Origin of the sequence: Solimonas marina (genome assembly GCF_012241385.1) — a bacterium.
Lineage (GTDB): Bacteria > Pseudomonadota > Gammaproteobacteria > Nevskiales > Nevskiaceae > Solimonas > Solimonas marina.
Window position 1 is genome coordinate 56,280 of sequence record NZ_JAAVXB010000008.1, and the last position, 24,116, is coordinate 80,395.

Below are 24,116 nucleotides of genomic sequence, written 5' to 3' on the forward strand. Positions count from 1 at the left end.
CACCATGAAAGACGTAGGAATGAAGCCAGAGTCGCTGCGCCGCGCACGCGCCTCGGCCGAACTGCTGGCGCCGCCGCATTGCATCGAGTTGTTGCGCAGCGGCGACACCGAGAAGGGCGACCCTTTGAAAACCGCGCGAGTCGCCGGCATCCTCGCGGCCAAGCGCACCGACGAATTGATCCCGCTTTGTCATCCGCTGCCGATCCACCGCGCCGAGGTGACGTACGAGCTCGGCGACGATCGCGTGCGCATCATCGCCGAGGTTGAAACCATCGGTCCGACCGGCGTCGAAATGGAGGCACTAGCGGCGGCCAGCCTCGCGGCGCTGACGATTTACGACATGCTCAAGCCCTACTGCGAACCGGCCGAGATGAGCATCCGTGACTGTCGCCTCGACGAGAAGCGTGGCGGCAAGTCACAGTACAAGCGCAAGCTGCCGGCGCCCGCGGCGGCGGCGGTGCTGGTGCTGTCCGATACCGTGGCGGCCGGGCGCAAGCCCGACACCGCCGGTCGCGCCGTCGAATCCGAGCTGACGGCTGCCGGCTTCGCGCCGATTTACTACGCCGTGTTACCGGATGAACCCGCGGCGCTGCTCGATGCGATCGGTGAACTGCGCGATCGCTATGCGCTGATCATGACGGTCGGCGGCACCGGTATCGGCAAGCGCGACATCACCGTCGACACGCTCAAGCCCCTGATCACACGCGAGCTGCCGGGTTTGATGGAAGCGGCGCGGGCGTTCGGTCAGCGGCGCACGCCGTATGCGGCGATGTCGCGCGGCATCGCTGGCTTCGTCGGCGATTCGGTGCTGGTGACGCTGCCGGGCAGTCGCGGCGGGGCCACGGAATCGCTGACGGCGATCCTGCCGTCGCTGGTCCATATCTTCGAGGTCTGCCGGGATCTGCCGCACCCCGGCGGCTATCAGTGAGCGCCGACGTGGCGGCGGCCGACGACTGCGGTCACCACGGCAGGCTGCTGCCGCTCGACGACGCGCTGGCCTCTTATGGTCGAGAGGTGCGGGTGCTGGCCACCGAAACCGTAGCGCTGACGCAAGCCCTGCATCGCGTGCTCGCGGAACCGGTCACGGCGGCGGTCGATCTGCCGATGTTCACGCAAAGCGCGGTCGACGGCTACGCGCTGCGCGCCGCCGATCTGGCGGCGGCGACGGATGCCGCGCCGCAGCGCCTGCCGCTGAGCGGCGAGGTGCGCGCCGGCGTGGCGCCGACCGCAGCGCTGCCGGCCGGCCAGACCTGGCGCATCTTTACCGGCGGCCGTTTGCCCGACGGCGCCGATACGGTCGCGCGCCAGGAGATTGTCGAGCGCGACGGCGATATCGCGATCCTGCGCGACGCGTTGCCGTGCGGCACCGACGTGCGCGATCGTGGCGAGGAACTGCGCGCCGGCAGTACGCTGGCGACGCCCGGGCAGCGCGTGCATTCCGGCCTGCTCGCGGCGCTGGCGATGGCCGGCGTGGCGTCGGTCGCGGTACGCCGTGCGCCGCGCATTCGCGTGCTGGTGACCGGCGACGAGGTCGCGACGTCCGGCGCGCCCGGCGAGGCCGGCGTGTTCGACGCCAACGGCCCGCTGACACGTGCGTGGTTCAGCGAGCACGGTTATGCGGCGCCGCGCATCGATTACGTCGTCGACGATCGCGCGGCGCTGGAGGCGGCGATGCGTGACGCCCTGGCCGACAGCGACCTGCTGCTGACGACCGGCGGCGTCTCGGTCGGCGATCACGACCTGATTCGCCCGGTTGCCACCGACCTTGGCGTGCGCGAGGTGTTCTGGCAGGTGGCACAGAAGCCCGGCAAACCGCTGTATTTCGGCGTGCGTGACGACGGCGCGCAGCGTCGCCTGCTCATCGGTCTGCCCGGCAACCCCGGCGCGGTGTTGATGGGGCTGCATCTGCATGTCGCGGCGATTCTGTCGCAGCTGCAGGGCGAGGCCGAGCCGGCGCCGCACTGGCGCGACGGTCGTCTGGCCGCTGCGGTACGCGCCGATGCCCGTGAGCAGCTGCTGCGTATGACGCTGCGCATCGATAGCGACGGCCAGGTCTGGCTCGAGCGCCTCGGTCGTCAGGCCTCGCACATGCTGAGCAATCTTTCGGCGGCGACGGCGTTGGTCCGCATCCCCGCGGGCACCGCACTCGATACCGGTGCCCACGTGCGCTGGCTGGGGCTTTGACGATGGTTGGCAAGCGCAAGCCGCCGGCGCTGGCGTTGCGCGCCGACCTGGGCCTGACGTCGTCGTCGGGACTGGCGGCCAGCGCAGCGCGCATTGCGTTGCTCGAACAGGTCGAGCAGACCGGCTCGATCACTGCTGCGGCCAAGGCGGTCGGGCTCAGCTACAAGGCCGCCTGGGATGCGATCGCGGCGATGAACAATCTTGCCGATCAGCCGTTGGTCGAAGGCAGTGTCGGCGGCAAGCACGGCGGCGGCACGCGCCTGACTGCGCGGGGCCGGGAGTTGATCACCAGCTTTCGCGTGCTCGAAGCCGAGCACCGGCGCTTTCTGGAGTCGTTGAATACCGCTTACGCGCAGGCCGGTGGTGATCTGCCGGTTCTCAGGAGGATGGCGATGCGAACCAGTGCCCGTAATCAGTTCAGCGGTCGCATCACGCGCTTGACGCGCGGTGCGGTCAATGACGAGGTCGAGATGCAGCTGTCTGGTGGTGACACGCTGGTGGCGACCGTAACGCATGGCAGCAGCGAATCGCTGCAGCTGGTGGAAGGCGGCGAAGTCGTGGCGCTGATCAAGGCGTCGGCGATCATCGTCGCGGTCGACGACGGTGCGCCGCTGCGCCTGTCGGCGCGCAATCAGCTGCGCGGCACTGTGACCGCCGTACAGCCGGGCGCGGTCAACAGCGAGATCGTCATTGCGCTCGGCGGCGGCAACGTGGTCGTCGCCATCATCACCAACGGCAGCGCAGAAGCCCTGGCGCTGCGCGAGGCTTGCGCGGTATACGCGCTGTTCAAGGCGTCGGCGGTGATCCTGGCGACACCGGCCTGATCAGCGTGCGCGCAACACGCCGTCGTCGATATCGAGGCTGACGCCGCCGAGCGCGTCGATCTCTTCGGGGGCATGCGTGACGTAGATCATCGGAATGCGGGTTTCGTCGCGCACGCGGCGCAGGAACGGCAGGATCTGTGCCTTGAGCCGGCGGTCGAGCGACGATAGTGGCTCGTCGAACAGCAGCAGCCGCGGGGAATAGAGCAGGGCGCGGCCGATCGCCACGCGTTGCCGCTCGCCGCCCGACAGCTGCGACGGCCGACGGTCGAGTAGCTGTCCGATCTCCAGCAAGTCCAGCACCGTTTGCAGCTCGAAGCGGCGCTCCTCGGGGCGCAGGCGCCGTTGACCGTAAACGAGATTGGCGTGCACCGACAGGTGTGGAAACAGCTGTCCGTCCTGAAAGACCAAGCCGAAATGGCGCCGCCAGGCCGGTACAAAGGCGCCGTTTGCGGCATCGAACAAGGGTTCGCCATCGAACGCGATGGTGCCGGTGGACGGCTGCAGCAGGCCGGCGATCAACGATAGCAGCGTGCTCTTGCCGGCACCGGACGGCCCACAGATGCCGGTCACCGGCGCCGTGATCTCGGCCTGCGCGATGAGCTCGAAGCCGTGTCGACGAAAGCGGCAGTCAAGCGTCAGCACGTGCGCGTACTCCGAGTTTGCGTTCACTGCGCCGCGTCAGCACGTGACTCAACAGCATGGCGGCGAATGCCAGGGTGATCGACAAGGCGGCGAGCCGCGCCACGGCATGCTCGCCGCCCGGCTGATTCAGCGCCGAATACATTGCCAGCGGGACGGTGCGCGTCTCGCCGGGAATGTTGCCGACGAAGGCCATGGTCGCGCCGAATTCCCCGAGTGCTCTCGAAAAGCAGAGGATGGAACCGGCGACGATGCCGGGAATCGCCAAGGGCAGGCTGATCGTCACGAATACCCGCCACGGGCTCGCGCCCAAGGTTGCCGCCGCGTGTTCGAGGCGCCGGTCGATCATGCGAAACGCCAGTCGCATTGATTGCACCATCAACGGAAAGGCCATCGTCGCGGCGGCCAATACCGCGCCTTTCCAGTTGAACGCCAGCTGCAGGCCCAGATAGCGGTGCAGCACGCTACCGAAAGGCCCGTTATTGCCGAACAGCACCAGCAGCAGATAACCGGGAACGACCGGCGGCAGCACCATCGGCAGCTGGACGACGGCCTCGACCAGCAGCTTGCCGCGGAATTCGAAGCGCGCCAGCCACCAGGCCACGGCAATACCGGCCGGCAGACAGACCAGCATGCAGCACAGCGCGATCTTGGCCGACAGCCAGAGCGCCGTCAGTTCATTGGGTGTCAGCGACACGGAATTTCGTCGTTCAAGCGGTGGGCGACGGCAGGAGAAAGCCACCGTCGGTCGGTGCCGTCAGGGCATATGACGACGATATGTAGCCTTGTACATAACGAAAGCACTGTCAACGGCTTGCATTCACGGATTGGCTTGAATACTGAGCTATTGCTCAGTACTGTATTTATGAACAGATCATTTCACCGAGGGCCGTGCGCCATGTCGCTGACGATTCGACAGCTGCAGATTCTTGGCTTCATCGAAGACCGTATTCGCGAATCGGGCGATCCGCCGTCAGCTGAGGAACTGGCCCGCCATTTCGGCTATGCGGATGCGATGGCGCGCGACCAGCTGCAGCGCCTCGCGCGCAAGGGGCGACTGGAATTGCCGACGGCGGCGGCGCGCGGCATGCGGTTGCTCGGTGAGGTCGATGGGCCGCGGCAGTTCGAGCTGCCGATGTTCGGCCAGCCGCCGCACTGACGTGCGGCCCGTCACACACCTGCGCTGAAACAAGAAGACCCGCACGAGGCGGGTCTTCGATGCCATCGGCTGTTCGGCTTCAGCGGTCGCGGAACTGCGCTTCGACGCGCTCGTCCTGACCCTTGATGTCGACGCAGACCGTCGCGGTCGGACGCGCCAGCAGGCGCGGAATGCCGATCGGATCGCCGGTCTTCTCGCAATAGCCGTAATCCTTGCCTTCGATGCGACGCAGCGCGTCGTCGATCTTCTTCAGCAGCAACGATTCGCGCTCGCGCAGGCGCAGGTCGAGCCAGTGCTCTTCCTCTGCCGTCGCACGATCGGCGGGGTCGGCGAACACCTCACGCTCGTGCAGGCGCTCCTTGACCTCGAGTTCGCGCTGCAGCACTTCTTCGCGCATTTGCAGCAGGCGCGTGCGGAAAAACTCCAGCTGCGCGTCGTTCATGTAATCGTCTTCCGACATCTCGCGCAGATCGTCCTCCGTCAGCAGCGCGCCGGGCGCGCGGGTCACCTGCTTGACCTTCGAAGCGGCACGCGCGGCCTTGGTCTTGGTGGTCGGAGTGTTCGAAGCTGCTGCGGCCGCCTTCTTCGGCGACTTTCCTTTTTCTTGCACTGTGACGTTTCCCGAGGACTTTTTGACTGTTGGCTGGGTGGAAGACCGAGTGGTCGTCTTGGCTGCTGTTAAGGCGGCGTTGCCGGCCGGTACACGCTGCAGCTTGTCGTGGGTCTGACCGCTATTCGGGGGCGTCGGTTTCTTCGCGGCGGTGTTTTTTTTCACCGCGGTCGATGGTGCTGCCGTCTTCGGCTTCACGCCCTTTTTCGCTGAAGCTGTGCTCGCTTTCATCGTTCCCGATCTGCAACGATCCGACGCAAGGTGGGGCGTTATACACTGGTGCCTGCATGGGGTCAATGTGCCGAAGGCGCGCTGCTGGCGGCAGCTTACAAGCGGTGTCGGGGCGCTTCCGGATGGCGGATGATGCGTGATTTGGACCGGTTGGGTCCTCGAATCCACCACAGACGCGTCAATAAAAAAAGACCGCGCCCGGCAGGGACGCGGTCTAGGGGCGAATGCGCTCAGGCAATGAGCGCGGGCGGTGTCGGGTGACGGCTGAAGAAGACGTCGGCGCGAGCGAGCAATCCTTTGTGCGCTTGCTGCAACGCCGCATTACGGGTCGCGGCCGGCGCGCCGGACCGTTCCTCTTCAGCGAGGAGGGCTTCCAGATGCAGCTTGAGTTCGGCACCGCGCGCGCGATACAGCTTGCTCGCGGGGTCCGTCATCTCGATGGACTCGATCAGGTCGAACAAACGTGCGCGGCGCCGGCGGCCGTTGCCGTCGAGTGCCCGGTCATGCAGCTGCGCATGCGTATCGAACAGGTCGATAGCCAGGCGCAAAGCATCACGCCGGGTGGCTGGCGTCGTGGCCTGTTCGAAATGACGCAGCAGGCGACGCAGGCAGACGAGGTCGCGCTCGGCGGCTGCCTGACGCATGGCAGGGTTTTCAGCGAGCCGAGGAGACATCCAGCATATCCTCCATGGCGTTGAGCAAGCGCTCCTGCGCCGCACAGACCTGGCGAAACTGGGGATTCGAGAGCCCGCGGGCGCCAACCCATTCGAGCTTGTCCCGCTGCAGCAATATCGTTTCGAGGTGCTCGGCAATCAGGCGGCTGCGGTGAACGAACTGGTCGATGGTCACGAACTCTCTCCTGGGCGGATCGGGATGCTGACGTGATCAGCGGCGAACCGGCAGCGGATCGCGCGACGTCACGAACAGAAACGCACTGACGAGCAGGAAGCCGACCCCGAATGTCATCAGCAGGTCGGCGAACCAGCGCCGCGTCGGCGCACTCATGGCTTGAGTAGCATTGATCGCGCCATCATCAGCGGTAACCGCCCGCAGTGGCAGCCCGGACCTGACCAATTGCGGGGTCGAGGTGTTGTCCATGACGGCCGGCTTGGCCGTGGCGCCACTGTGATCTCCGAACGAGATGATGGTGGCGTCATCACAGACCGCGATGCCGCGCGCGCCCTCGGCGTGTACGACGCAGTGGGTGCGGGCGCCGGCAGCCTGAAAGCCGGAGTAGCCCCTCGACGATCCGGAAGCCGCAAATCCGTTTGCGGCATGCTCTGCTGCGGCGGTAGCGACCTGGTAGGCGACTTCCTGGTACGCCGGGTACGCATCGATGGCATAGAACATGTTGAATTCCTTTTCGTTGAAACGGACGTCTAAAGGTTCTGGCTTACAGGCTGCCGGCGCTGCACGCGGCTATGGGCGACGGCGGCCCAAAACGAAAGACACGACTGCGAGTACGAGGCCGGCGATAAACAACACCCACGCGATCTGCTGGGAGAGACCCGCGACACCACCGAGGCCGAACACGGCTGAGACGATGGCAATGACGAGAAACACGGCCGCCCAATAAAACATTCCAATCTCCTAAGGCTTCGTACTGCTTGCCATCTGTAGAGCAGCGCCTGTGCCAGCCCTGCCAGCTTTTGCTGGAATTTATATTTATTTAATAAATTCAATATCTTGATTTGATAATTTCGAAGCCGGCATTTGCGGTTCAGGCTAGGGCCATGTAAAAAGTTCGTGTAATTTTTACCGAGTAGCCGGTCATCATTTCCGGTTCAGGAATGCCATGCTGGATTTGCCGACAGACGCGCTGAGCGTGCTCTGGGTCGACGACGACCACGAACTGACCGATGGCCTGACGGACTATCTGCGCGGCGAGGGCTACGCCGTGGAGTGCGTGCTCGATCTCGCCAGTGCGGCGGCCTGCTTGAAGGCCCGGGCTTACGACTTGGTCCTGGTCGATCTGTCGCTGCCGGATGGCAGCGGCCTGACGCTGATTCGCGATACGCCGCGTGAGCAGGCACGCGAATTCGTGGTGCTGACCGGGCATGGCGACGTGAAGACGGTGCTGCAGGCCCTGCGCCATCAGGTCTTCGATTACCTGATGAAGCCGCTGGAGCTCAGTGAGCTGCGCAATACGCTGGCGCGCGTGCGCAAGGCGCGTGACAGCAGCCGTCCGGCGGCCGCGGTGGAGCCGGCGCCGGCCAGCCGCCCGGCGTCACGTGCCGAGGCGCCCGCCAGCACGGCGGCGACGATGATGGTCGGCCGTTCGCCGGCGATGCAGCGCGCGCAGGGGCTGCTCGATCGTGTTGCCGGCAGCGAAATCACGGTACTGGTGCAGGGCGAAAGCGGTACCGGCAAGGAAGTGGCCGCGCGTTATCTGCACGAGCACTCGGCACGCGCGGCGGCGCCGTTCGTGGCGCTGAACTGCGCGACGGTGTCGCCGAACCTGATTGCCAGCGAGTTGTTCGGGCACGAGAAGGGCAGCTTCACCGGTGCGCACCGCCAGCATCGCGGCATCTTCGAGCGCGCCGAGAACGGCACACTGTTCCTTGATGAAATCACCGAAATGCCGCTTGATCTGCAGGCGACGCTGTTGCGCGCGCTCGAGACCGGCACCATCGTGCGTGTCGGTGGCGATCGCGAGATTCCGGTCAATGCCCGGGTCATCGCTGCGACCAATCGCGATCCCCTGCGTGCGGTGGAAAGCGGCCGCTTCCGCCTGGATCTGTATTACCGTCTGCAAGTGTTCCCGGTCGTGCTGCCGTCGCTGCGCGAGCGCAGCACCGATTTGTTGCTCCTGGCCGAATATTTCCTGGAGACCTTCAGCGGTGGCGCCGCGCCACGTAGCCTGTCGGCCGACGCGCTGGGGGCTTTGCTGCGCCACGACTGGCCGGGCAATGTGCGCGAGTTGCGCAATGTCATCGAGCGCGCCTGTCTGCTCAGCACCGACGTCATCGAGCCCGAACACCTGCTGCTGCCGGAGGCGGGGCCGCAGCAGATCGAGCTGCCGCGGCCGGGGCCCGGCGTCGTGCCGGTGATCGACGATGCGGCGCCAATCGTCCGGCTGCGTGACGCGGAACGGGATCTGATCACGCGCACGCTGGCACGCCACAGTGGCAACAAGACACGCGCCGCCGCCGACCTTGGCATCAGCGTCAAGACGCTTTACAACAAACTCAAGCGTTTTGAAGAGGAGCGTGCATGAATACGACGGCGACACCCTTGTCGCCATGGCCGGCCGGTGGGGCCGCGCCGCTGTCGCACTGGACGCGTGTGGCGATGCCCGGTGCGCCGGTGTACCGCTTCGATGCCGGGGCTCTGTCGCCCTGCGATGACGGTGAAACCCTGGAGCTGGATGCGGCGCTGCAGGCACAACTGACCGCGGCGCCTGACGCCGCGCTGTTGATGGCGATGCGCGGCGACGTGCCGTGGCGCTTGCGGCGCTGTCGTCGCGAGCGCTCGTTGTGGTTCGCACAGCCCTTGGCCGATAGCCGTCAGGCACTGCTGTCGGCGACGCGCAGCTATCTGGCGTCACGGCTGAGTGCGCAGCTATTGCACGATCTGCGCAATCCGATGAATGCGCTATCGCTGCACACCGACCTGATGTCGCGCCTGGTCGCCAGTGCCGAAACCGCCGGCCGCGCGAGCGGGAGCCTGCAGGTCGTGCGTGAGCGGCTCAACGATCTGTCGGCGCGACAGAACGCGATGGTCGAGTTATGGCTGGCGCCGGTCGCCGACGATGTTCGCGCGCCGGGACTGCAGATTCTGATCGAGCGCGTTCTGCGCATGATCCGTAGCCACTATGCCCTGCATGAAATTCGCGGGCGCGCGGCGGGGCTGGAACGGCTGGCGGCATGCGAGGCGGTGACCCTCGACGCCCGCCTCGAAATCGTCCTGATCGGCCTGTTGCTGCTGGCCTGCGACAACCTCGTCATGCTTGGAAGCGGGGTCGGCGAAATTGTCATCGAAGCCCTCGATGCGGCCGATGGCGCGGCAATGCCCGATTTATGGATACGTGCGCCGATGGCGAAAACCACCGCGACGGCCGGCTTTGGCGGCGCGTCGGCGCAGACCGTCGCCGACGTTGTCGACGGCTTCGCGCTGCTGCTCGATGGTTCCGGTGTCAGCCTGCAGCTGGCCAATGACGGCCAGGCGCTGCGCTTCGTCTTCGCGGCCTGAGGGGCTGGACGCCCAGTACGCCCAGTACGCTTAGCTTCTTTCGAGTGGCTGGTCTGGCGCCGCAGCGCAGGCACGGATCACCGCAATCAGCCGCTCGACATCGACCGGCTTGCCGATATGCGCGTCGAAGCCGCTGTCGATCGCACGGCGCTCGTCCTCGGCGCGCGAGAACGCGGTGAGCGCAATCATCGGCGTATCGGCCGGCGATGCGCTTTCGCCCAGACTCAGGGCGCGCACTGCGCGGGCGAGGGCGTAGCCGTCAACGTCCGGCATGCCGACATCGGACAGCACGATGTCGATGCGGCTGCCACGCAGCGCATCGAGCGCTTCGGCGGCGGACGCTGCCGCACGCACCTGGGCGCCTTCGACAGCCAGCAGCATCTCCAGCACCGCGCGGACATCGGCATCGTCGTCGACCACCAGCATGCGCAAGCCATGCAGGCGTTCCAACTGAGCGGCTGGCGACGGCTCGGTGTTGAGCGGCTGCGACAGTTCCGTCGGCGCTACGGGTGGCGGCGCGGTGTCGGCTGCCGGTGACTGCGTCGGCAGACGCACGACGAACTGCGCGCCGTGGCCGAGGCCGGCACTGCTGGCCTCGATCTGCCCGCCGTGCATCTCGACCAGATGCTTGACGATGGCCAGGCCCAGGCCGAGCCCGCCATGCTGGCGTGTGGTCGGCTCACTACCTTGCACATAGCGTTGGAAGACCAGCGGCAGCAGATCTCGGCGGATGCCGATGCCGGTGTCGCCGACACTGAATTCGAGTTGCGCATCGGCTCTGCCGGCGCGAACCGTGACCTGACCGCCGCTGGGTGTGAACTTGACGGCATTGCCGACCAGATTGATGACGATCTGCCGCAGGCGCTGTGCATCGCCGATCAGCGGCAGCGGCTGCGGGCCGATCAGCAGATCGAGACCGACGCGTTTGGCGCGTGCCGCGGGCTGCATCAAATCGATGGCCGCGCGCAGGATTTCGCCGAGATCGACGGCGTCGGCCTGCAGTTCGATGCGGCCACTGAGCGCCAGCGAGGCATCGAGCAGGCCGTCGACCATCGAGCTGAGCTGACGGGCATTGCGTTCGACCGAAATCAGCGCCGAATCGAGTGACGCCGCCGGCGTATCGTCGCCGCTGGCGGAAACGCGACGCATGAACTGTGACCAGCCGAGGATCGCCTGCAGGGGCGTGCGCAACTCATGTGAGACGGCGGCAACGAAATCGTCGCGGGCCTGACTGGCGGCCTCGGCTTCGGCGCGCGCGCGGCGTTCCTGTTCGAGCAGCCGCCGACGTTCGCGATTGAGGATTTCCTTCTGGCGCAGATCGCGCACCGCCAGTGTCCACAACAAGCCCGCCATCAGAATCGAAATGACGCTGGGGACGACGATCGCGATCAGCGTATCGCGGCGCGATTGCTGCAAGGTCTGCTCGAGCCCGAGGTTGATCTTCGACTGCAGCTCCCGCAGCGCCACCGCGTTGTTGCGCAGTTGTTCGATGCGCTGCGTCTCCAAGGCCAGTTGCGGTTCGATCTGCCGAACCGAAGGGTTATTGCCCATCGCCGAGCGCGCGGTGATCGCGGTTTGCGTCTGGTCGATCAACGCATAGATCGAGCGATACAGTGCCCGCGCACTGTTGGCGTTGTCCGGAAAGCGCTGCAGCTCGTTGGCGAGCAGCGACATTTCAGTGTTCAGGCGCGTTGCCGCCTCACGATAGGGCTGCAGGTATTCGACACTGCCACTGAGCAGATAGCCGCGCGTGCTGTTGTCGATGTCCTTGGCCAGCGACTGCACGGTATTGATTCGCGCCTCGACGCGCAGACCGAAGCGCGACTGTGCCTGCTGATCGAAGAGCCGATGCGCCGAGAGGATGGCGAGCCAGGCGTTGAACGTCAGTACCGCAACCAAGGTCAGGCCCAGTACCGACCAGCGATACGAAGCCGGAATGCGACGCAGTGTGCGTTGCAGCTTGCGGACGATCCGATTCACGCGTGTTGCGCCCCCAAGCCGCACAGCCGCGGTGCACCGCTGTCTGGGTGGAACTCGAAGGTGAATGGCTTGTGCGCCGGTCGTAACCGCGTCATACGTCCCGCTCTGGTCGATGGGCGCATTTTTCGCCGCCTCAGCCAGCCGGCGGCTGAATATCGACGGTGCGAGCTCATGGCGTGGCGGCCATCGGCAGCTCGACGGTGAACACCACCTGCTCGTCGCGATGCGCGTAGCGAATCTGGCCGCCATGTCCGCGGACGATTTCGGCGGCGATGTACAGGCCCAGGCCGAGACCGATGCGGTTGCGCACCGCATCGGCGCCGCTGCCCTTGAACGGCTGGAACAGACTGGCGGCCGCGCCTGCGGGGATCGGCGGCGCCTGGTTGCCAACTTCGAGCTGTACCCGCTGCGGCCCGGCGGTGCTGAGGCGGATGCTGATCGGACGGCCGAGTGTGCCGTGATGGCGGGCGTTCGACAGCAGATTGGAGATGACCTGGGCAATGCGGTCAGCATCGAGCAGGACGGTGCCGACCGGGGCGATCTGCGTGCGGATGTCCTGACCGGGAAAGGCGGCGCGCGTTTCGACGACGAGCTGCAGCAGCAACTCGGCCAGATCGACGGGACGCGGCTGCAGTCCGAGACCCAAACCACGCTGCAGGCGGCTCAGATCGAGCAGGTCGTCGACCAGACGCTGAATGCGGTGGCTGGACGACGCAATGCGCTTGCCGATCATGGCCGAAGACTGGCCGTCGTCGCGCGACAACAGCTGCGCCGACATCGAGATCGCGTTCAGCGGGTTACGCAGATCGTGCCCGAGCGTGGCGATGAACAGCTCGCGGGCACGCTCGATGTCGGTGATCTTGCCGAGCATGATTTCCTGCAGGTCGCGGCGCAGGCGGGCCGCCACTTCGAGTTCGCCGCTGCTCCACGGCACGGCCTGACCGCGGACGGTCTGCCGCCACTCGGCGAACGAGCCGCGCGGCGTCAGGCGTGGCCCGTTCGGGCCGATCGAATAGTGTTTCTGCGGATTGCCGGCCCAGCGCGCCGTTTCCACTTCTTCGCCACGGAACCACAACAGATAGCCGTCCTGCTCACGGTAGTAGCGGATCGCCAGCATGCCGCAGACGCCGGGCAGCATGGCCGCCAGGGCCGGCGGCAAGGATTCGCTGAGCCGGTGGCTGACGAAGAGATCGTCGGGGCGATCGTGCAGCCAGCCGACCAGTGCCGCCACGGCCTCGCGCGGCGGCGCATCGCCGAGGGTTTGCACGCGGCGTTCGAGCGTGACCGCGGCACTGTCGCCGGCCAGTAGATCGACAACGCTGGATTCGTGGTCGCAGAGCGCGCGCAGGATGTCGTCGGCGCCGCGGCAGTGCTCGACCAGCCGATGCTGAAGCTCGGTTGCGTGGGCGATGATGCGCTGCATCTCGCCGGCGTCGGCACGCTCGACGAGCACGCTGACCACCTGCGACAGCAGCTGGCAGGCCATGCGCACCGCGTGCGGAACATGCCGCGCCGACATGTGGTGGCAGGCGAACAACCCCCAGAGCCGCTCACCGACGATGATCGAAATGCTCATCGACGCGGCGACGCCCATGTTGCACAGGTACTCGACATGAATCGGCGAAACGCTGCGCAGCACGCTGTGGCTGAGATCGATCGGTACCGAGTCGACCATCGCCGGTGCGATCGGCACCGGCACATAGCGCAGGTCGGCGATCAGCCGCAGTGGATTGATCGTGTACAGGCGCCGCGCCTGCGCCGGGATGTCGCTGGCCGGGTAGCGCATGCCGAGAAACGGTTCGAGATCGTCGCGCCGCGCTTCGGCCACGACGTCGCCGGCATCATCGTGGCGGAAGCGGTAGGCCATGACCCGATCGAAACCGGTCAGGGTGCGGATTTCCTGTACGGCCGTGGCCAGCAGCGCGTCCAGGCCGCGTTGTCGCTGCAGACGTTGCAAGGCTTGTTGCGCCTTGACCGCGAAGCGCTCCAGGGCCGGCGCGTCGTCGCAGCGCGGCTCGAACTCGGCGATCGTCAGCGCGCCGGCACGGTGCAGGATCAGATCGACGCCGCTGCCGTTCAGGCTCAGCTCGATCGCCTCCGGGGACGGGTCGACGGTCGCGACCGCGGCGCTGATCATCGTTCGCGCCAGCTCGTCCAGATGTGCCGTCGTCAGAACGGCGCCAACCGCCGGCAGTGCGCCGAGCAACTGCTCGGCATTCTGGCTGCACGCTGCGAGACGTCCGTCATCAGTAAATGCGAGCAGCGCACCGTGCGGCTGAATCGCGCCGGGGATGTGGATCGGTTCGCGGTCGCAGTTGCTGAGGTCGATCGGCGGCGTCGCCGGTACGCTGTCGCTCATGCGATGCCCCGTGCCGCAAACCAGCTGGAGAGCGTGTCGAAGGCCAGGCAGGCACCATGCGCTGCCGCTTCGATTTGCAATGGAGTGCTGACGTCGCGCTGTAGATGTTCGAGAAACGCGCGCCAGTTAGCGCCGGTGGCGTCGCCATACCCGCGCAGCCAGCGCATCGGCCACGGTGCGAGCCGCGATTCGAGCCGCCGCGCCAGCACCGAGCCGCCGAGCTGCGCGCCTTCGATGACGTAGGCGACCCCGTAGCGATGAGCGACGGTATCGAGCGGCAGCGTCGACTGCCAGCGCGGCAGGTCGGCGGGATCAAGGCCAGCCGCCTGCAGGTCGGCTTCGAGCCAGCACCGCTTGCCGTCACGTGCCGTCGCGTCGATCGTCGCCGGCCAGTCCTGCTGCCAGAGGTGCTGCTCGAACCCCGACAGCCAGCCCCACATCGCTGCGACATACGGTGCGTATTCGGCCTTGCCCGCATCTTCGGCGGCGATCGGCAGCGTCGCATCGAGCGCGGCGTGGCGCTGACGGGTTGCGGCACGCAGAGCCTGCAGCGCCGGGGAGTGGTGAGCAGTGTTCACGAATGGATCAATGGCAACCGGCGCCGGGCATCCAATTGCGGTGCCGGCCCGGCGTTCGTCGGGATGTGGCCGGCACTATACGGCTTCGCGGGGCCGCGAGGTGGGCAAGGTATCGATCGTCGTGGTGGCGACCAGCAGGGGCCAGCTCTGCAGCGCCTGCGAGAGGTCGAGCCCGGTCGTTGCATCGAGCGCTTTGCCGTCGAGCACGCTACGCCAGCGGCGGCGCAGCGCCTGTGGCAATTCGATGCGCGTACCGCGTTGCTCGCTGGCGACCGTGCGTAGCGATGAGCGGCCTGCGTAGAGGGTGTATGGATGCAAAGGGACGACGACCAGTACCGCGGTGTCCTGCCACTCGCGCGAAAACGCGAGCAGTTGCCCGGCGTGGCGGCCACGCAGCATCAACGGCCGATAACGGCCGGTGGCGAAGCAGTCGGCATATTGCTGGCGGGCGCCGAGCAGGCGGGCGATCAGGCGCTGCTTGATGTGGCCATCGCGCCAGTCGTCCAGCAGGTCGTCGTCGCTGCGCGGATCGTCCAGCGCCCGCTGACGCGCGCTGTAGTCGACCGCACGGCGGTTGTCCGGGTCGACGAGGCTGAAGTCCCAGAAATCGCAGCCCTGATAGGTGTCCGGCACGCCCGGTGTCGTCAGTCGCAAGGCGGTCTGCACCAGGCCGTTGACGGCCCCCGCGCCGGCAATGCGGTCGACGAAGCCGGCCAGTTCGGCGACGAACACGGTGTCGGCGCACAACGCTTCGAGGAATCGCCGGCAGGCCGTCTCGTAGTCGAGATTGGGCTCGACCCAGGCCGAGTGTCGTTTGGCTTCGCGTACGGCCTTTTCCTGCCAGGCTGACAGTCGCCCGCAGTAGTCGGCCAGACCGTCGCGGTCGGTGGCGCGCAAACCTGGCGGCCAGGCGCCGACCAGCATTTGATAGAGGATGTATTCGTCGGTCGCATCGGGCCCCGTCATGCCGTCGCGCGTCGCTTTGAGCGCGGCGTTGCGTTGCCGCCAGTGCAGGACCTGCTGCTGCCATTGTTCGGGCATCTCGCTGAGCACTGCCAGTCGCGCGCGCACGTCTTCGCCTCGCTTGTGGTCGTGCGTGGCGGTTGCCAGCATTGTTTTCGGGTATCGCTGTGCGCGGTGCAGGCACTGACGGTGAAAGGTGGCGACGTCGATCGCGAATTGCGCCGGGTCGGCGCCGACCTCATTACGCGACACGAGCACGCCGTAGCGGTAGAACGCGGTGTCTTCGATCGACTTGGCGGCGACCGGTGAGGTCAGCTGCTGGAAGCGGGCAATCGCGCGCAGGCGCAGTGCGCGTGCGCTGCCGCTGGCCAGCGACTGCGGCGCCTCACAGCCCAGCCAGCGGTCGAGTTGATCGACCAGTGCCTGCTCGCCGCGCGGGACGCTGCGGCGCGCCGCTTCGCACACCGTCTGCATGACGGCGGCGTCGGCGGCCGAGCGGCCGCGGGCATCGGCGTAGGTGCGGTAAAGCGGGAAGTGCACAAGCAGTTCGGTGAGCACGCGGCGGATCGCCGCCAGCGACCAGTCGCGCTGTCGTGGATCGGCACGGGCGATACGGTGCAGGGTGCGCGCGCAGGCCTCGAAGTCGGCCGTGAACAAGGCCTGTGGAATGCGCCGCCGGGCGGCCATCGCTTCGCGCTCGAAATCGCCGCTGTGGCCGCTGAGGCGGGTCCACAGGGCCGACAGCGCCGGCGTTCCGCTGGCCGCATGCAGGACGGCGCCGACGTCGTTCATGAAGTCATAGCCCGAGCTGCCGTCGCAGCGCCAGTCGCGTGGCAGGGTTTCGTCGGGCGCCAGGATCTTTTCGACAACCAGATAAGCCGGATCGCGCGGCAGCTCCGGCGGTCGCTGCGATGCGAGCTTGAGCAGACGTGTGCGCAATTTGCGGCAGTACGCGCGTGGGTCGGCGAGGCCATCGACATGATCGATGCGCACGCCATCGATCAGACCTTGCGCATAGAGGCGGAAGATCAAGGCGTGGGTCGCCTCGAAGACCGCAGGCTCTTCGGCGCGCAGGCCGGCGAGCTCGATCACGTCGAAGAAGCGCCGCCAATTGATTTCGTCAGCGGCTGTCCGCCACCACGCCAGCCGCCAGTGCTGTCGTTCGAGCAAGGCATGCAAGAGCCGCCGATCGCCCTGGTTGTAGTGGCCCAGCAGGGCCTTGATGGCGTCGTGCTGCGGAGCCGACGTGCGCAGAGCTTCGGCAAGCTCACGCCTGGCGGTCTCAAACCCATGCCAGCGCGCGCCGCGGCTGCGGGTCGCCAGGGCATCGGTGAAGCGTTGAGCGTGCGCGGCCAACGCGTCGCCGGCGCTGCGCAGCAAGGCGGCATAGGACGTCGGCGCCAGTGGGAAACAATGCTCGTAGTAGCGCACGCTCAGCCGGCCATCGTCCTCGAGGTTGAGGCGAAGCTCGCCGTCGGCCAGCGCGTCGCCGTAGGGCTTGCCGAGAAACGGCGCATCGACACGGCCGCGCAGCGCGAGGTCGGGGACATCCCAGTCGATGTCGAAGAAGCGCGCGTAGCGGCTGTCCGGCCCCCATTCGAGGACATCGAGCCACCATGCGTTGTCGTCGCGACCGACCGCCATGTGGTTGGGCACGATGTCGACGATCACGCCCATCCCACGCGCCCGCAGTCGTGCCACCAGATTGCGCAGGCCGTCTTCGCCGCCCAGCTCCGGATTGATGACGGTCGGGTCGACGACGTCATAGCCATGCATCGAGCCCGAGCGGGCGCCGAGAATGGGCGAGAGGTAGAAGTGGCTGATGCCGAGGCGAGCGGCATAGTCGATTTGTGCCGCGGCATCGGCGAAGCCGAAGTCGCGATGCAGTTGCAGGCGCATCGTGGCGCGAATCGCGACGGCTTCCGCTGGCATGGACGCCCCTTGGCGTGTGGTTGAGCCCCGAGGCGTGGTCTCGTGGCAGGACCGCGTGTCGCCACGCAGCAGCGTGATTCTTGAAGGCGCCATCTGAAGAGTGGATGAACCGCGACGTCGCCGGGTGCGCCGCTGCCGTCCGTGCCGCGATCCTCGGCCTGCCTGAGCGCCAGATGAACGGAATTGACGCAGGTCTATGATTCAGCTTGGGATTTGCCCTTGAGCTTTGGGTTTTGCTTGCGGCATAGTGCAGGTGGGGCGGCGCTGCAGCTTGCGTGGACGGAGGGTTCCGGTCGGGCGGCATGCATCAGGTGGTAACGGGGGTTCGAGCAGCCAGGGCGTGCGTCAGGAGACCCGATCATGGATTCGCAGGAGCCGCCGCTGGCGGACGACGCGGACACACAGCGTTCAGTTCAGCGTGGAGGCCGTGCCGGCACCGCGTCCAACCGCCTGCCGTTTCGCTTGATTACCGGGGGGCTGCTGCTGCTGTTGGCTGCCGCCGCGTTGTTCTCATACGAGCATGCCAAGCGTCTTGATGCCCGCATCGCGCAGTTCGATGCGACGCGCGGTGCAGTCGAGCGCGGCCGCGCGCTGCTGGCAACCGCGCGCGAGATCGAATGGCGGCGCGGCATCCTCAGCGTCGACACAGCGCGCGACGATCTCAAGGCGTATGCGCAAACCCTCGACGATCTGCGCCCACAGGTTGCCGGCCTGCGCGGTAGTGGCGATGACGACGCACTGCTGACCGAGCTGGGGGCAATTCTCGACCAGCAACAGACCGGTATTGCCGACGTACTCGATGGGTCGGCGTCGCGTAGCGCGATGCCGGTGGTGCTGCCGCGTGCGCCAACCACGGCGTTGCGCCGCGATGCCGAGCAGCTGGTGCGCCGCCTGAGCGAGGTCAACGACGCCCAGCGCGTGGCGATGACGACCATGATTCACGAACGCACGGTCGCAACCTATGTGACGCTGGCGCTGCTCGGTTCGCTGTGTGTGCTGGCCATGGTCCTGGGCTCGCGGCATTTCGATGCGCTGCGCCTGCACGAGGCCTTGCGCACCGAGGTTCGCGAGACGCGTCGCGAGCGCGACGAGAAGAGTTCGTTCCTGGCGCTCGTCAGTCACGAGATTCGCACGCCGATGAATGCGATCTTCGGCTTCGCCGGGTTGCTGCGCGACCGCCTGCGTGACCCGGCTGACCGCCGCTACGTCGATGCCATTACCGATGGTGCCCGCGCGCTGCTGACCCTGATCAACGATTTGCTCGACCTGTCGCGCATCGAAGCCGGCCAGCTCAAGCTGCAGGCGGCGCCGACGCAGCTGGGCGACGTGGTCGACAGTGTCGTGGCGCTGTTCACGCGGCAGGCGCAGGACAAGCAGTTGCCGTTGGTGGCGGAAGTCCCGGCGCAGCTGCCGATGCTGCAGGTCGATGCCGACCGCGTACGGCAGATGTTGATCAATCTGCTCAGCAATGCCCTGAAGCACACGCAGCGCGGTGAAGTGCGGATCGTGCTCGCGCTGCGCCGCAGTGACGGCGACGCGCGCGCGCGTGATGTGCAGCTGTCGGTGACCGACACCGGCGTCGGCATTGCCGCGGATGAATTGCGGACGATTTTCGAGCCGTTCGTGCAAGGCCAGCGCAGCGCCGCCGGGCGTCGTGCCGGCGGTAGCGGCCTGGGTCTGTCGATCACACGTCAATTGGCGCAGATGATGGGCGGCGACATCAGCGTTCGCAGCGAGCCTGGTGTCGGCTCGTGCTTCACCATCGATCTACCGGCGCTGGCGCTCGCCGGCCAGGACGGCGAGCGTGCGCTGCGCGCGGTCGACGATGCGGCAATCGCCGTGCCGCCGTCGGATCGCGCGTCTGCCGGCGAAGACGAAGACACGCCGCCACGCAGTGTCCCGGCAGGCTTGCTTGCCGAGCTGGAGCTGCTGCAGCGCGAGCAATGGCCGGCGCTCAATGAGACGCTGACGATGAGTGAGGTTCGCGCGTTTGCCGCCGAGCTGGAGCGGCTGGCTGCGCAGGGGGCTTGGCCATCGCTGGCGCGTTATGCCACCGACCTCGGTCGCGGCGCTGCGGACTTCGATGTGGCTGCGGTCGAGACGCTGCTGGCCGACTTCCCGGTCCGCATTGCGGCACTGCGCCGCGGTGCGGGATCGCTTGCGCGGGGAGAATTGATCCATGTCGCTTGACCGCCGCGGCGGGGGTGAACCACCGCTGGTTCTGGTGGCCGACGATCAACCCGCCAACATCCAGCTGATCGGCCAGGTGCTCGATCAGGCCGGCTATGGCGTGATGCCGGCACGTTCCGGTGAGCAGGCACTGGCGCGTGCCCGCGCGCGGCGGCCGGACTTGGTGCTGCTCGACATGCTGATGCCGGGCATGGACGGCAGCGCGACCTGTCGTGCCTTGCGCGAGGCGGGCTTTGCCGATGTGCCGGTGATCTTCGTCACCGGCGCCGCCGATCGTGACTCCCTGGTCACCGCGTTCGCTGCCGGCGCCGTCGATTACATCACCAAGCCGTTCGTCGTCGAGGAACTGCTGGCACGCGTGCGCACGCATCTGGAGTTGAAGATCGCGCGCGACCGCTTGTCCGACATGCTGCGCGAGCGTGACGACGTGATGCACGTTGTTGCGCACGATCTCAAGAATCCGCTCAGCGCCAGCCTGTTCGCGGCACGCATGCTGCGTCGCGCGCCGGAAGCGGAGCGCGATGAACTGCTCGATGACATCGTGCGCGGCTGCGAAGAAGCGCTGCAGTTCATTCAGCGCTTTCTGGCGCGTGGCGCCGAAGGGCAGCGTCTTCGGCAGTTTCGCGCCGAGTCGCTGGAGTTGCGCGAGGTTGTCATGCGCGCGGTCAGGGCGCAGCGTCCGGCCGCGCAGGCGCGGCAAATGGAGATGCGCGTGCGGGGTGGCGCGCGCGCGTTCGCTGACCCGGTGGTGATCCGCAACGTCGTGCAGAACCTGCTGTCGAATGCGATTCGTTACGCCCCGGAGGGCTCGTCGATCGATATCGAGATCGGCGATTCGCGGACCGGCCACGCGCTGCTGCTGGTGATGGATCGCGGCCCTGGTATTCCCGAGTCACTGCGCGGTCAGTTGTTCCGCAGCTACGCGCGGCTGGCCAGCGCCCGCGACGGCGCGGCACAGCAGGCTTATTCGAGCGGCCTGGGCCTGGCGATCGCCAAGCATGACGTCACGCAAATGGGCGGCCATCTCTGGTACGAGCCGCGCAATGGCGGCGGCTCGGTGTTCGGGGTGGAGCTGCCGCAGCAGCGCGACCAGTCCGGCGCGCTGGAAGTCGTTGCCTGAGCGCACTGTCGGCGCGGTCTGCAATGTGCATGAGTTCGATCTTTTTGATCGTGCCAAATGCACGAAATACGTCGCCAATCAAATTCCCTTGGGCTGGCGTTCAGCTGGGTTTTCGCATGATTTCATAGGCTTCCAGCGGCATCCTCAGATGGCATGAGGCGTGCCTCGAAGCGTGAAAAAACCATGAAGCGGCGGAGCGAATATTGGCTATGGCAGATGGCATCAGCGAGCGGCACGAAATCTCATCCCGAATTCCGGCGGACGCGCAGGCGCGCAGCCAGGTCCTGCTGGTCGACGACGATCCCGCCATCCTGCGGCTATTCCGACGCTGCCTGGAAATGGAGGGCTATGCGGTGACCGCCGCGCCGTCGGTGCGCGATGCCGAGGTGGCGCTGACGCGTGGCGTCTACGACGTTTGCGTACTCGACCTCGACCTCGGCGGTGGCGATTCCGGCCTGGAGCTGTTGCCGCGCCTGCGTGAGCGCGCGCCGTGGCTGCGCGTGCTGATGGCCACGGCGACCGACGATGTCGGTACCGCGCTGCAGTCCATCCGTGCCGGCGCCAATGATTATCTGGTCAAGCCCTGCGATCCCGAGCAGTTGGTGCACGCGGTTGGCCAGCAGGCCGAAGCGCGTCGGCTGGAACGACGGATCGAGGCGCTGGAAGATCGCGAGGAGGGCGAGCGCCCCGACTTGCAGACCGAGAACCCGGCGCTGCAGGGCGTGCTTGAACTGGCGCGGCGTGTCGCCACGACCGATGCGACGATGCTGATCCTCGGCGAGAACGGCACCGGCAAGACCATGCTCGCCCGTGCGATCCACGAGTGGAGCCGCCGCGCGCGGGCGCCGTTCGCGACGGTCAGCTGTCCGTCGCTGTCGCCGGAGCTGCTCAACAGCGAATTGTTCGGCCATGTGCGCGGCGCGTTCACTGGCGCGACCGACAACCGGCCGGGACGCATCCAGGTGGCCGAGGGCGGTACCCTGTTTCTCGATGAGATCGGCGATCTGCCGATGAGCCTGCAGCCCAAGCTGCTGCGCTTCCTGCAGGATCGCGAGTACGAGCGGGTCGGCGATCCGCATACGCGCACGGCGAATGTGCGCGTGATCGCCGCGACCAATCAGAATCTTCAGCAGATGGTTGCCGACGGCAAGTTCCGCGAAGACCTGTACTACCGCCTCAACGTCGTCGGCGTGACCTTGCCGCCGCTGCGCGAACGGCGCGAGGACATCCCGCGCCTGGCGGAGAATCTGGCGCTGCAGCTGGCGCACCGCTACGACCGACCCGCACGGCAATTCTCGGCCGACGCACGCGCGCAGCTGGCCACGCATGGTTGGTCCGGCAACCTGCGCGAACTGCGCAATGCGATCGAGCGTGCCGTGATCATCTGTGAAGGCGAGACGATACGCTCGGAGCATTTGCCGTTCGTGACGTCGACGCCGCTGTCCGGTGGACCGCGTGCCGGCGATCCGATCAGTCTCGAAGAGCTCGAGCGCGCGCACATTGAGGCCATCGTCGCCAGCGCGCCGTCGCTTGAAGCGGCCGCCCGCCAGCTGAAGATCGACAGCTCCACGCTCTATCGCAAGCGCCGTCTTTACAACGGTCGCTGATCCCGCGTCACTCCTTAGGCGCCGGCCTCGTGCCGGCGTTTTTTTTTTGCGTGGCTTCACGCTTTTGAAGCGCGCTCGCGTGACTGGCACGACCGTTGCCCCTTATCAGGAATGGACCCGTCCGGGTGGGGGCGGGAAACGGTCGATTCGAGCCGGAGTCACGACAATGAGCAATGTGCTGTTTTCCCTTACCACTCAAGCGTCGATCGGCCTTTCGCCGCGTTTGCAGCACGCCATCCAGCTGCTGCAACTGTCGTCGATCGAGTTTGAACAGGCGCTGCAGAATGCACTGACCAGCAATCCGTTTCTGGAGGAAAGCGAGGCCGATGAGGCCGATGAGGGCGAGGCGGCGCTGCCGACCGATGCGAACGATGCGACCTGCTCGTATGAAGCCCCGTATCCCGATCGTGACGGTCGCGTGATCGAACGCGGCACGCGCGACATCGCCGACTGGCTCGCCGAGCCCGAGGATTTTCGCGCTCATCTGCACGCGCAGCTTGATGCCGCGCCATTGCACCCGCGCGATCGTGCGATCGCCGGGCTCGTCATCGAAACGCTCGATGACGACGGCTATTTGCGTGACGACGTGATGGCGGTCGCGCAGCAGCTGCATTTCGACCCGCCGCTGGACGCAGCCGAACTCGACGTGGCGATCGCGCTTGTACAGAAGCTCGATCCGGTCGGCGTCGGCGCGCGGGACGTTTGCGAATGCCTGCAGTTGCAGTTGCGTGTCAGCGACGCACCGACTTCAGACCGTGAACTGGCCTCGACGATACTGGACCATTATCTGGAATTGCTCGGGCGTCGCGACTTTGCGGCGATCGGGCGACGTACCGATCGCGACGAGTTCGCCGTCGCCCGTGCCTGCAAGCTGTTGCGTCGCCTCGACCCGCGGCCAGGCCACCGGCATTCCGCAGCGACGGCGCAGTACGTGGTGCCTGATGTGATCGTCGTCAATCGCGACGGACGCCTGCAGGCGCTGAGCAATCCCGCGCTGCGGCCTCGCGCGCAGCTCAATCGGCATTACATCGAGTTGTTTCGCGGGCAACGGCGCAGTGCGCGGCACCCGGCGATGACGCAGCAACTCCAGGAGGCGCGCTGGCTGCTGAAGAACGCCGAGCAACGCTTCGCCACGATCGAACGAGTTGCCAACGAAGTGCTGCGTCGGCAGGCGGCGTTTTTTGTGCACGGTGATCTGGCCATGCGGCCGATGACCTTGCGTGAGATTGCCGACGAATTGTCGCTGCACGAATCGACGATCTCGCGGGCGACGTCGAACAAATACATCGCCACGCCGGCGGGCTTGTTCGAACTGAAGTATTTCTTCTCGCGCGAGCTGCCGTCACGCAGCGGCAGCTGTTCGCCGGCGTCCATCCGCGCCGTGCTGCGCGAAATCATCGACGCCGAGGACCAGACGCAGCCTCTCTCCGATGTGCGCCTGGCGGATCTGTTGCGTCAGCAGGGCATTCGCGTCGCGCGTCGCACGGTGTCGAAGTACCGCAGCATGATGCGGGTGCCGCCGGCCGATCTGCGTCGCGCGCAGTAGCGT

General features: G+C 66.5%; 21 protein-coding genes. 10 read left to right on the top strand and 11 right to left on the bottom strand.

Going from position 1 to position 24,116, the window contains the following annotated elements; all coding sequences use genetic code 11:
• Nucleotides 1-4: 4 nt before the first annotated feature.
• The 3 genes from moaCB to G7Y82_RS14140 are packed head-to-tail and all read left to right on the top strand — an operon-like array spanning nucleotide 5 to nucleotide 3,008.
• On the top strand, nucleotides 5-928 hold the full coding sequence (moaCB, locus tag G7Y82_RS14130) for a bifunctional molybdenum cofactor biosynthesis protein MoaC/MoaB (protein WP_168148782.1): 924 nt from the start codon (nucleotides 5-7) through the stop codon (nucleotides 926-928).
• Nucleotides 925-2,184, top strand: a complete 1,260-nt coding sequence (locus G7Y82_RS14135; protein ID WP_206370721.1) for a molybdopterin molybdotransferase MoeA — start codon at nucleotides 925-927, stop codon at nucleotides 2,182-2,184. Before moaCB ends, G7Y82_RS14135 begins: the two co-directional genes overlap by 4 nt.
• A 2-nt stretch (nucleotides 2,185-2,186) precedes the next feature.
• On the top strand, nucleotides 2,187-3,008 hold the full coding sequence (locus G7Y82_RS14140) for a TOBE domain-containing protein (RefSeq protein WP_168148783.1): 822 nt from the start codon (nucleotides 2,187-2,189) through the stop codon (nucleotides 3,006-3,008).
• Here G7Y82_RS14140 and G7Y82_RS14145 read toward each other — a convergent pair whose 3' ends face one another.
• Nucleotides 3,009-3,650, bottom strand: a complete 642-nt coding sequence (locus G7Y82_RS14145) for an ATP-binding cassette domain-containing protein (RefSeq protein ID WP_168148784.1) — start codon at nucleotides 3,648-3,650, stop codon at nucleotides 3,009-3,011. It lies immediately after the preceding gene.
• Nucleotides 3,637-4,344: a molybdate ABC transporter permease subunit gene (gene modB / locus G7Y82_RS14150; RefSeq protein ID WP_168148785.1), complete on the bottom strand. Its 708-nt coding sequence runs from the start codon at nucleotides 4,342-4,344 to the stop codon at nucleotides 3,637-3,639. Before modB ends, G7Y82_RS14145 begins: the two co-directional genes overlap by 14 nt.
• Before the next feature lie 201 nt (nucleotides 4,345-4,545).
• On the opposite strand from modB, the gene G7Y82_RS14155 reads away from it, so the two are divergent.
• Complete coding sequence (locus tag G7Y82_RS14155; protein ID WP_168148786.1) at nucleotides 4,546-4,806, top strand: LexA family protein; 261 nt, start codon at nucleotides 4,546-4,548, stop codon at nucleotides 4,804-4,806.
• Between the two features lie 79 nt (nucleotides 4,807-4,885).
• Here the strand turns inward: G7Y82_RS14155 and dksA are convergent, their stop codons facing one another.
• The 5 genes from dksA to G7Y82_RS14180 form a co-directional block, all read right to left on the bottom strand.
• Nucleotides 4,886-5,614: an RNA polymerase-binding protein DksA gene (gene dksA, locus G7Y82_RS21910; protein WP_366515670.1), complete on the bottom strand. Its 729-nt coding sequence runs from the start codon at nucleotides 5,612-5,614 to the stop codon at nucleotides 4,886-4,888.
• 263 nt (nucleotides 5,615-5,877) lie between these two features.
• Nucleotides 5,878-6,291, bottom strand: a complete 414-nt coding sequence (locus G7Y82_RS14165; RefSeq protein ID WP_168148787.1) for a hypothetical protein — start codon at nucleotides 6,289-6,291, stop codon at nucleotides 5,878-5,880.
• Between the two features lie 10 nt (nucleotides 6,292-6,301).
• Nucleotides 6,302-6,496, bottom strand: coding sequence for a hypothetical protein (locus G7Y82_RS14170; RefSeq protein WP_168148788.1), 195 nt, complete (start codon nucleotides 6,494-6,496; stop codon nucleotides 6,302-6,304).
• Nucleotides 6,497-6,532: 36 nt separating this feature from the next.
• The gene (locus G7Y82_RS14175; RefSeq protein ID WP_168148789.1) at nucleotides 6,533-6,997 is read right to left on the bottom strand and encodes a hypothetical protein; all 465 of its coding nucleotides are present in this window, start codon (nucleotides 6,995-6,997) and stop codon (nucleotides 6,533-6,535) included.
• Between the two features lie 69 nt (nucleotides 6,998-7,066).
• Nucleotides 7,067-7,228 carry a DUF1328 domain-containing protein gene (locus G7Y82_RS14180; RefSeq protein WP_168148790.1) on the bottom strand — a complete coding sequence of 54 codons (162 nt, stop codon included), beginning with the start codon at nucleotides 7,226-7,228 and terminating at the stop codon, nucleotides 7,067-7,069.
• 214 nt (nucleotides 7,229-7,442) lie between these two features.
• Between G7Y82_RS14180 and G7Y82_RS14185 the strand changes: the two genes are divergently transcribed.
• Together G7Y82_RS14185 and G7Y82_RS14190 are read left to right on the top strand one after the other, a co-directional pair.
• On the top strand, nucleotides 7,443-8,864 hold the full coding sequence (locus tag G7Y82_RS14185; protein ID WP_168148791.1) for a sigma-54-dependent transcriptional regulator: 1,422 nt from the start codon (nucleotides 7,443-7,445) through the stop codon (nucleotides 8,862-8,864).
• Nucleotides 8,861-9,838 carry a HAMP domain-containing histidine kinase gene (locus G7Y82_RS14190; protein WP_168148792.1) on the top strand — a complete coding sequence of 326 codons (978 nt, stop codon included), beginning with the start codon at nucleotides 8,861-8,863 and terminating at the stop codon, nucleotides 9,836-9,838. Before G7Y82_RS14185 ends, G7Y82_RS14190 begins: the two co-directional genes overlap by 4 nt.
• A gap of 30 nt (nucleotides 9,839-9,868) precedes the next feature.
• Here the strand turns inward: G7Y82_RS14190 and G7Y82_RS14195 are convergent, their stop codons facing one another.
• The 4 genes from G7Y82_RS14195 to treY form a co-directional block, all read right to left on the bottom strand.
• Nucleotides 9,869-11,818 (bottom strand): ATP-binding protein, encoded by a 1,950-nt coding sequence (locus G7Y82_RS14195; RefSeq protein WP_168148793.1) that lies wholly within the window; start codon nucleotides 11,816-11,818, stop codon nucleotides 9,869-9,871.
• A 169-nt stretch (nucleotides 11,819-11,987) separates the two neighbouring features.
• Nucleotides 11,988-14,177, bottom strand: coding sequence for an ATP-binding protein (locus G7Y82_RS14200; protein ID WP_168148794.1), 2,190 nt, complete (start codon nucleotides 14,175-14,177; stop codon nucleotides 11,988-11,990).
• Nucleotides 14,174-14,755: a biliverdin-producing heme oxygenase gene (locus tag G7Y82_RS14205; protein WP_168148795.1), complete on the bottom strand. Its 582-nt coding sequence runs from the start codon at nucleotides 14,753-14,755 to the stop codon at nucleotides 14,174-14,176. Before G7Y82_RS14205 ends, G7Y82_RS14200 begins: the two co-directional genes overlap by 4 nt.
• A 75-nt stretch (nucleotides 14,756-14,830) precedes the next feature.
• Nucleotides 14,831-17,650: a malto-oligosyltrehalose synthase gene (gene treY, locus G7Y82_RS14210; protein WP_168148796.1), complete on the bottom strand. Its 2,820-nt coding sequence runs from the start codon at nucleotides 17,648-17,650 to the stop codon at nucleotides 14,831-14,833.
• 360 nt (nucleotides 17,651-18,010) lie between these two features.
• Here treY and G7Y82_RS14215 point away from each other — a divergent pair, with 360 nt between their 5' ends.
• The 4 genes from G7Y82_RS14215 (at nucleotide 18,011) to rpoN (ending at nucleotide 24,113) form a co-directional block, all read left to right on the top strand.
• Nucleotides 18,011-19,840, top strand: a complete 1,830-nt coding sequence (locus G7Y82_RS14215; protein ID WP_168148797.1) for a sensor histidine kinase — start codon at nucleotides 18,011-18,013, stop codon at nucleotides 19,838-19,840.
• Entirely contained in the window at nucleotides 19,830-20,960 is a 1,131-nt protein-coding gene (locus G7Y82_RS14220; RefSeq protein ID WP_168148798.1) for a hybrid sensor histidine kinase/response regulator, read from the top strand. The genes G7Y82_RS14215 and G7Y82_RS14220 overlap by 11 nt, the downstream gene beginning before the upstream one ends.
• A gap of 251 nt (nucleotides 20,961-21,211) precedes the next feature.
• Nucleotides 21,212-22,567, top strand: coding sequence for a sigma-54-dependent transcriptional regulator (locus tag G7Y82_RS14225; protein ID WP_366515672.1), 1,356 nt, complete (start codon nucleotides 21,212-21,214; stop codon nucleotides 22,565-22,567).
• 166 nt (nucleotides 22,568-22,733) lie between these two features.
• Nucleotides 22,734-24,113 (top strand): RNA polymerase factor sigma-54, encoded by a 1,380-nt coding sequence (rpoN, locus tag G7Y82_RS14230; RefSeq protein WP_168148800.1) that lies wholly within the window; start codon nucleotides 22,734-22,736, stop codon nucleotides 24,111-24,113.
• Nucleotides 24,114-24,116 lie beyond the last annotated feature (3 nt).

Coding starts and splice junctions, on each gene's coding strand:
- moaCB (WP_168148782.1), top strand. CDS start 5: ATGAAAGACGTAGGAATGAAGCCAGAGTCGCTGCGCCGCGCACGCGCC.
- G7Y82_RS14185 (WP_168148791.1), top strand. CDS start 7,443: ATGCTGGATTTGCCGACAGACGCGCTGAGCGTGCTCTGGGTCGACGAC.
- G7Y82_RS14155 (WP_168148786.1), top strand. CDS start 4,546: ATGTCGCTGACGATTCGACAGCTGCAGATTCTTGGCTTCATCGAAGAC.
- G7Y82_RS14190 (WP_168148792.1), top strand. CDS start 8,861: ATGAATACGACGGCGACACCCTTGTCGCCATGGCCGGCCGGTGGGGCC.
- G7Y82_RS14165 (WP_168148787.1), bottom strand. CDS start 6,291: ATGCGTCAGGCAGCCGCCGAGCGCGACCTCGTCTGCCTGCGTCGCCTG.
- G7Y82_RS14180 (WP_168148790.1), bottom strand. CDS start 7,228: ATGTTTTATTGGGCGGCCGTGTTTCTCGTCATTGCCATCGTCTCAGCC.
- treY (WP_168148796.1), bottom strand. CDS start 17,650: ATGCCAGCGGAAGCCGTCGCGATTCGCGCCACGATGCGCCTGCAACTG.
- G7Y82_RS14200 (WP_168148794.1), bottom strand. CDS start 14,177: ATGAGCGACAGCGTACCGGCGACGCCGCCGATCGACCTCAGCAACTGC.
- G7Y82_RS14220 (WP_168148798.1), top strand. CDS start 19,830: ATGTCGCTTGACCGCCGCGGCGGGGGTGAACCACCGCTGGTTCTGGTG.
- G7Y82_RS14215 (WP_168148797.1), top strand. CDS start 18,011: ATGGATTCGCAGGAGCCGCCGCTGGCGGACGACGCGGACACACAGCGT.
- G7Y82_RS14140 (WP_168148783.1), top strand. CDS start 2,187: ATGGTTGGCAAGCGCAAGCCGCCGGCGCTGGCGTTGCGCGCCGACCTG.
- G7Y82_RS14175 (WP_168148789.1), bottom strand. CDS start 6,997: ATGTTCTATGCCATCGATGCGTACCCGGCGTACCAGGAAGTCGCCTAC.
- rpoN (WP_168148800.1), top strand. CDS start 22,734: ATGAGCAATGTGCTGTTTTCCCTTACCACTCAAGCGTCGATCGGCCTT.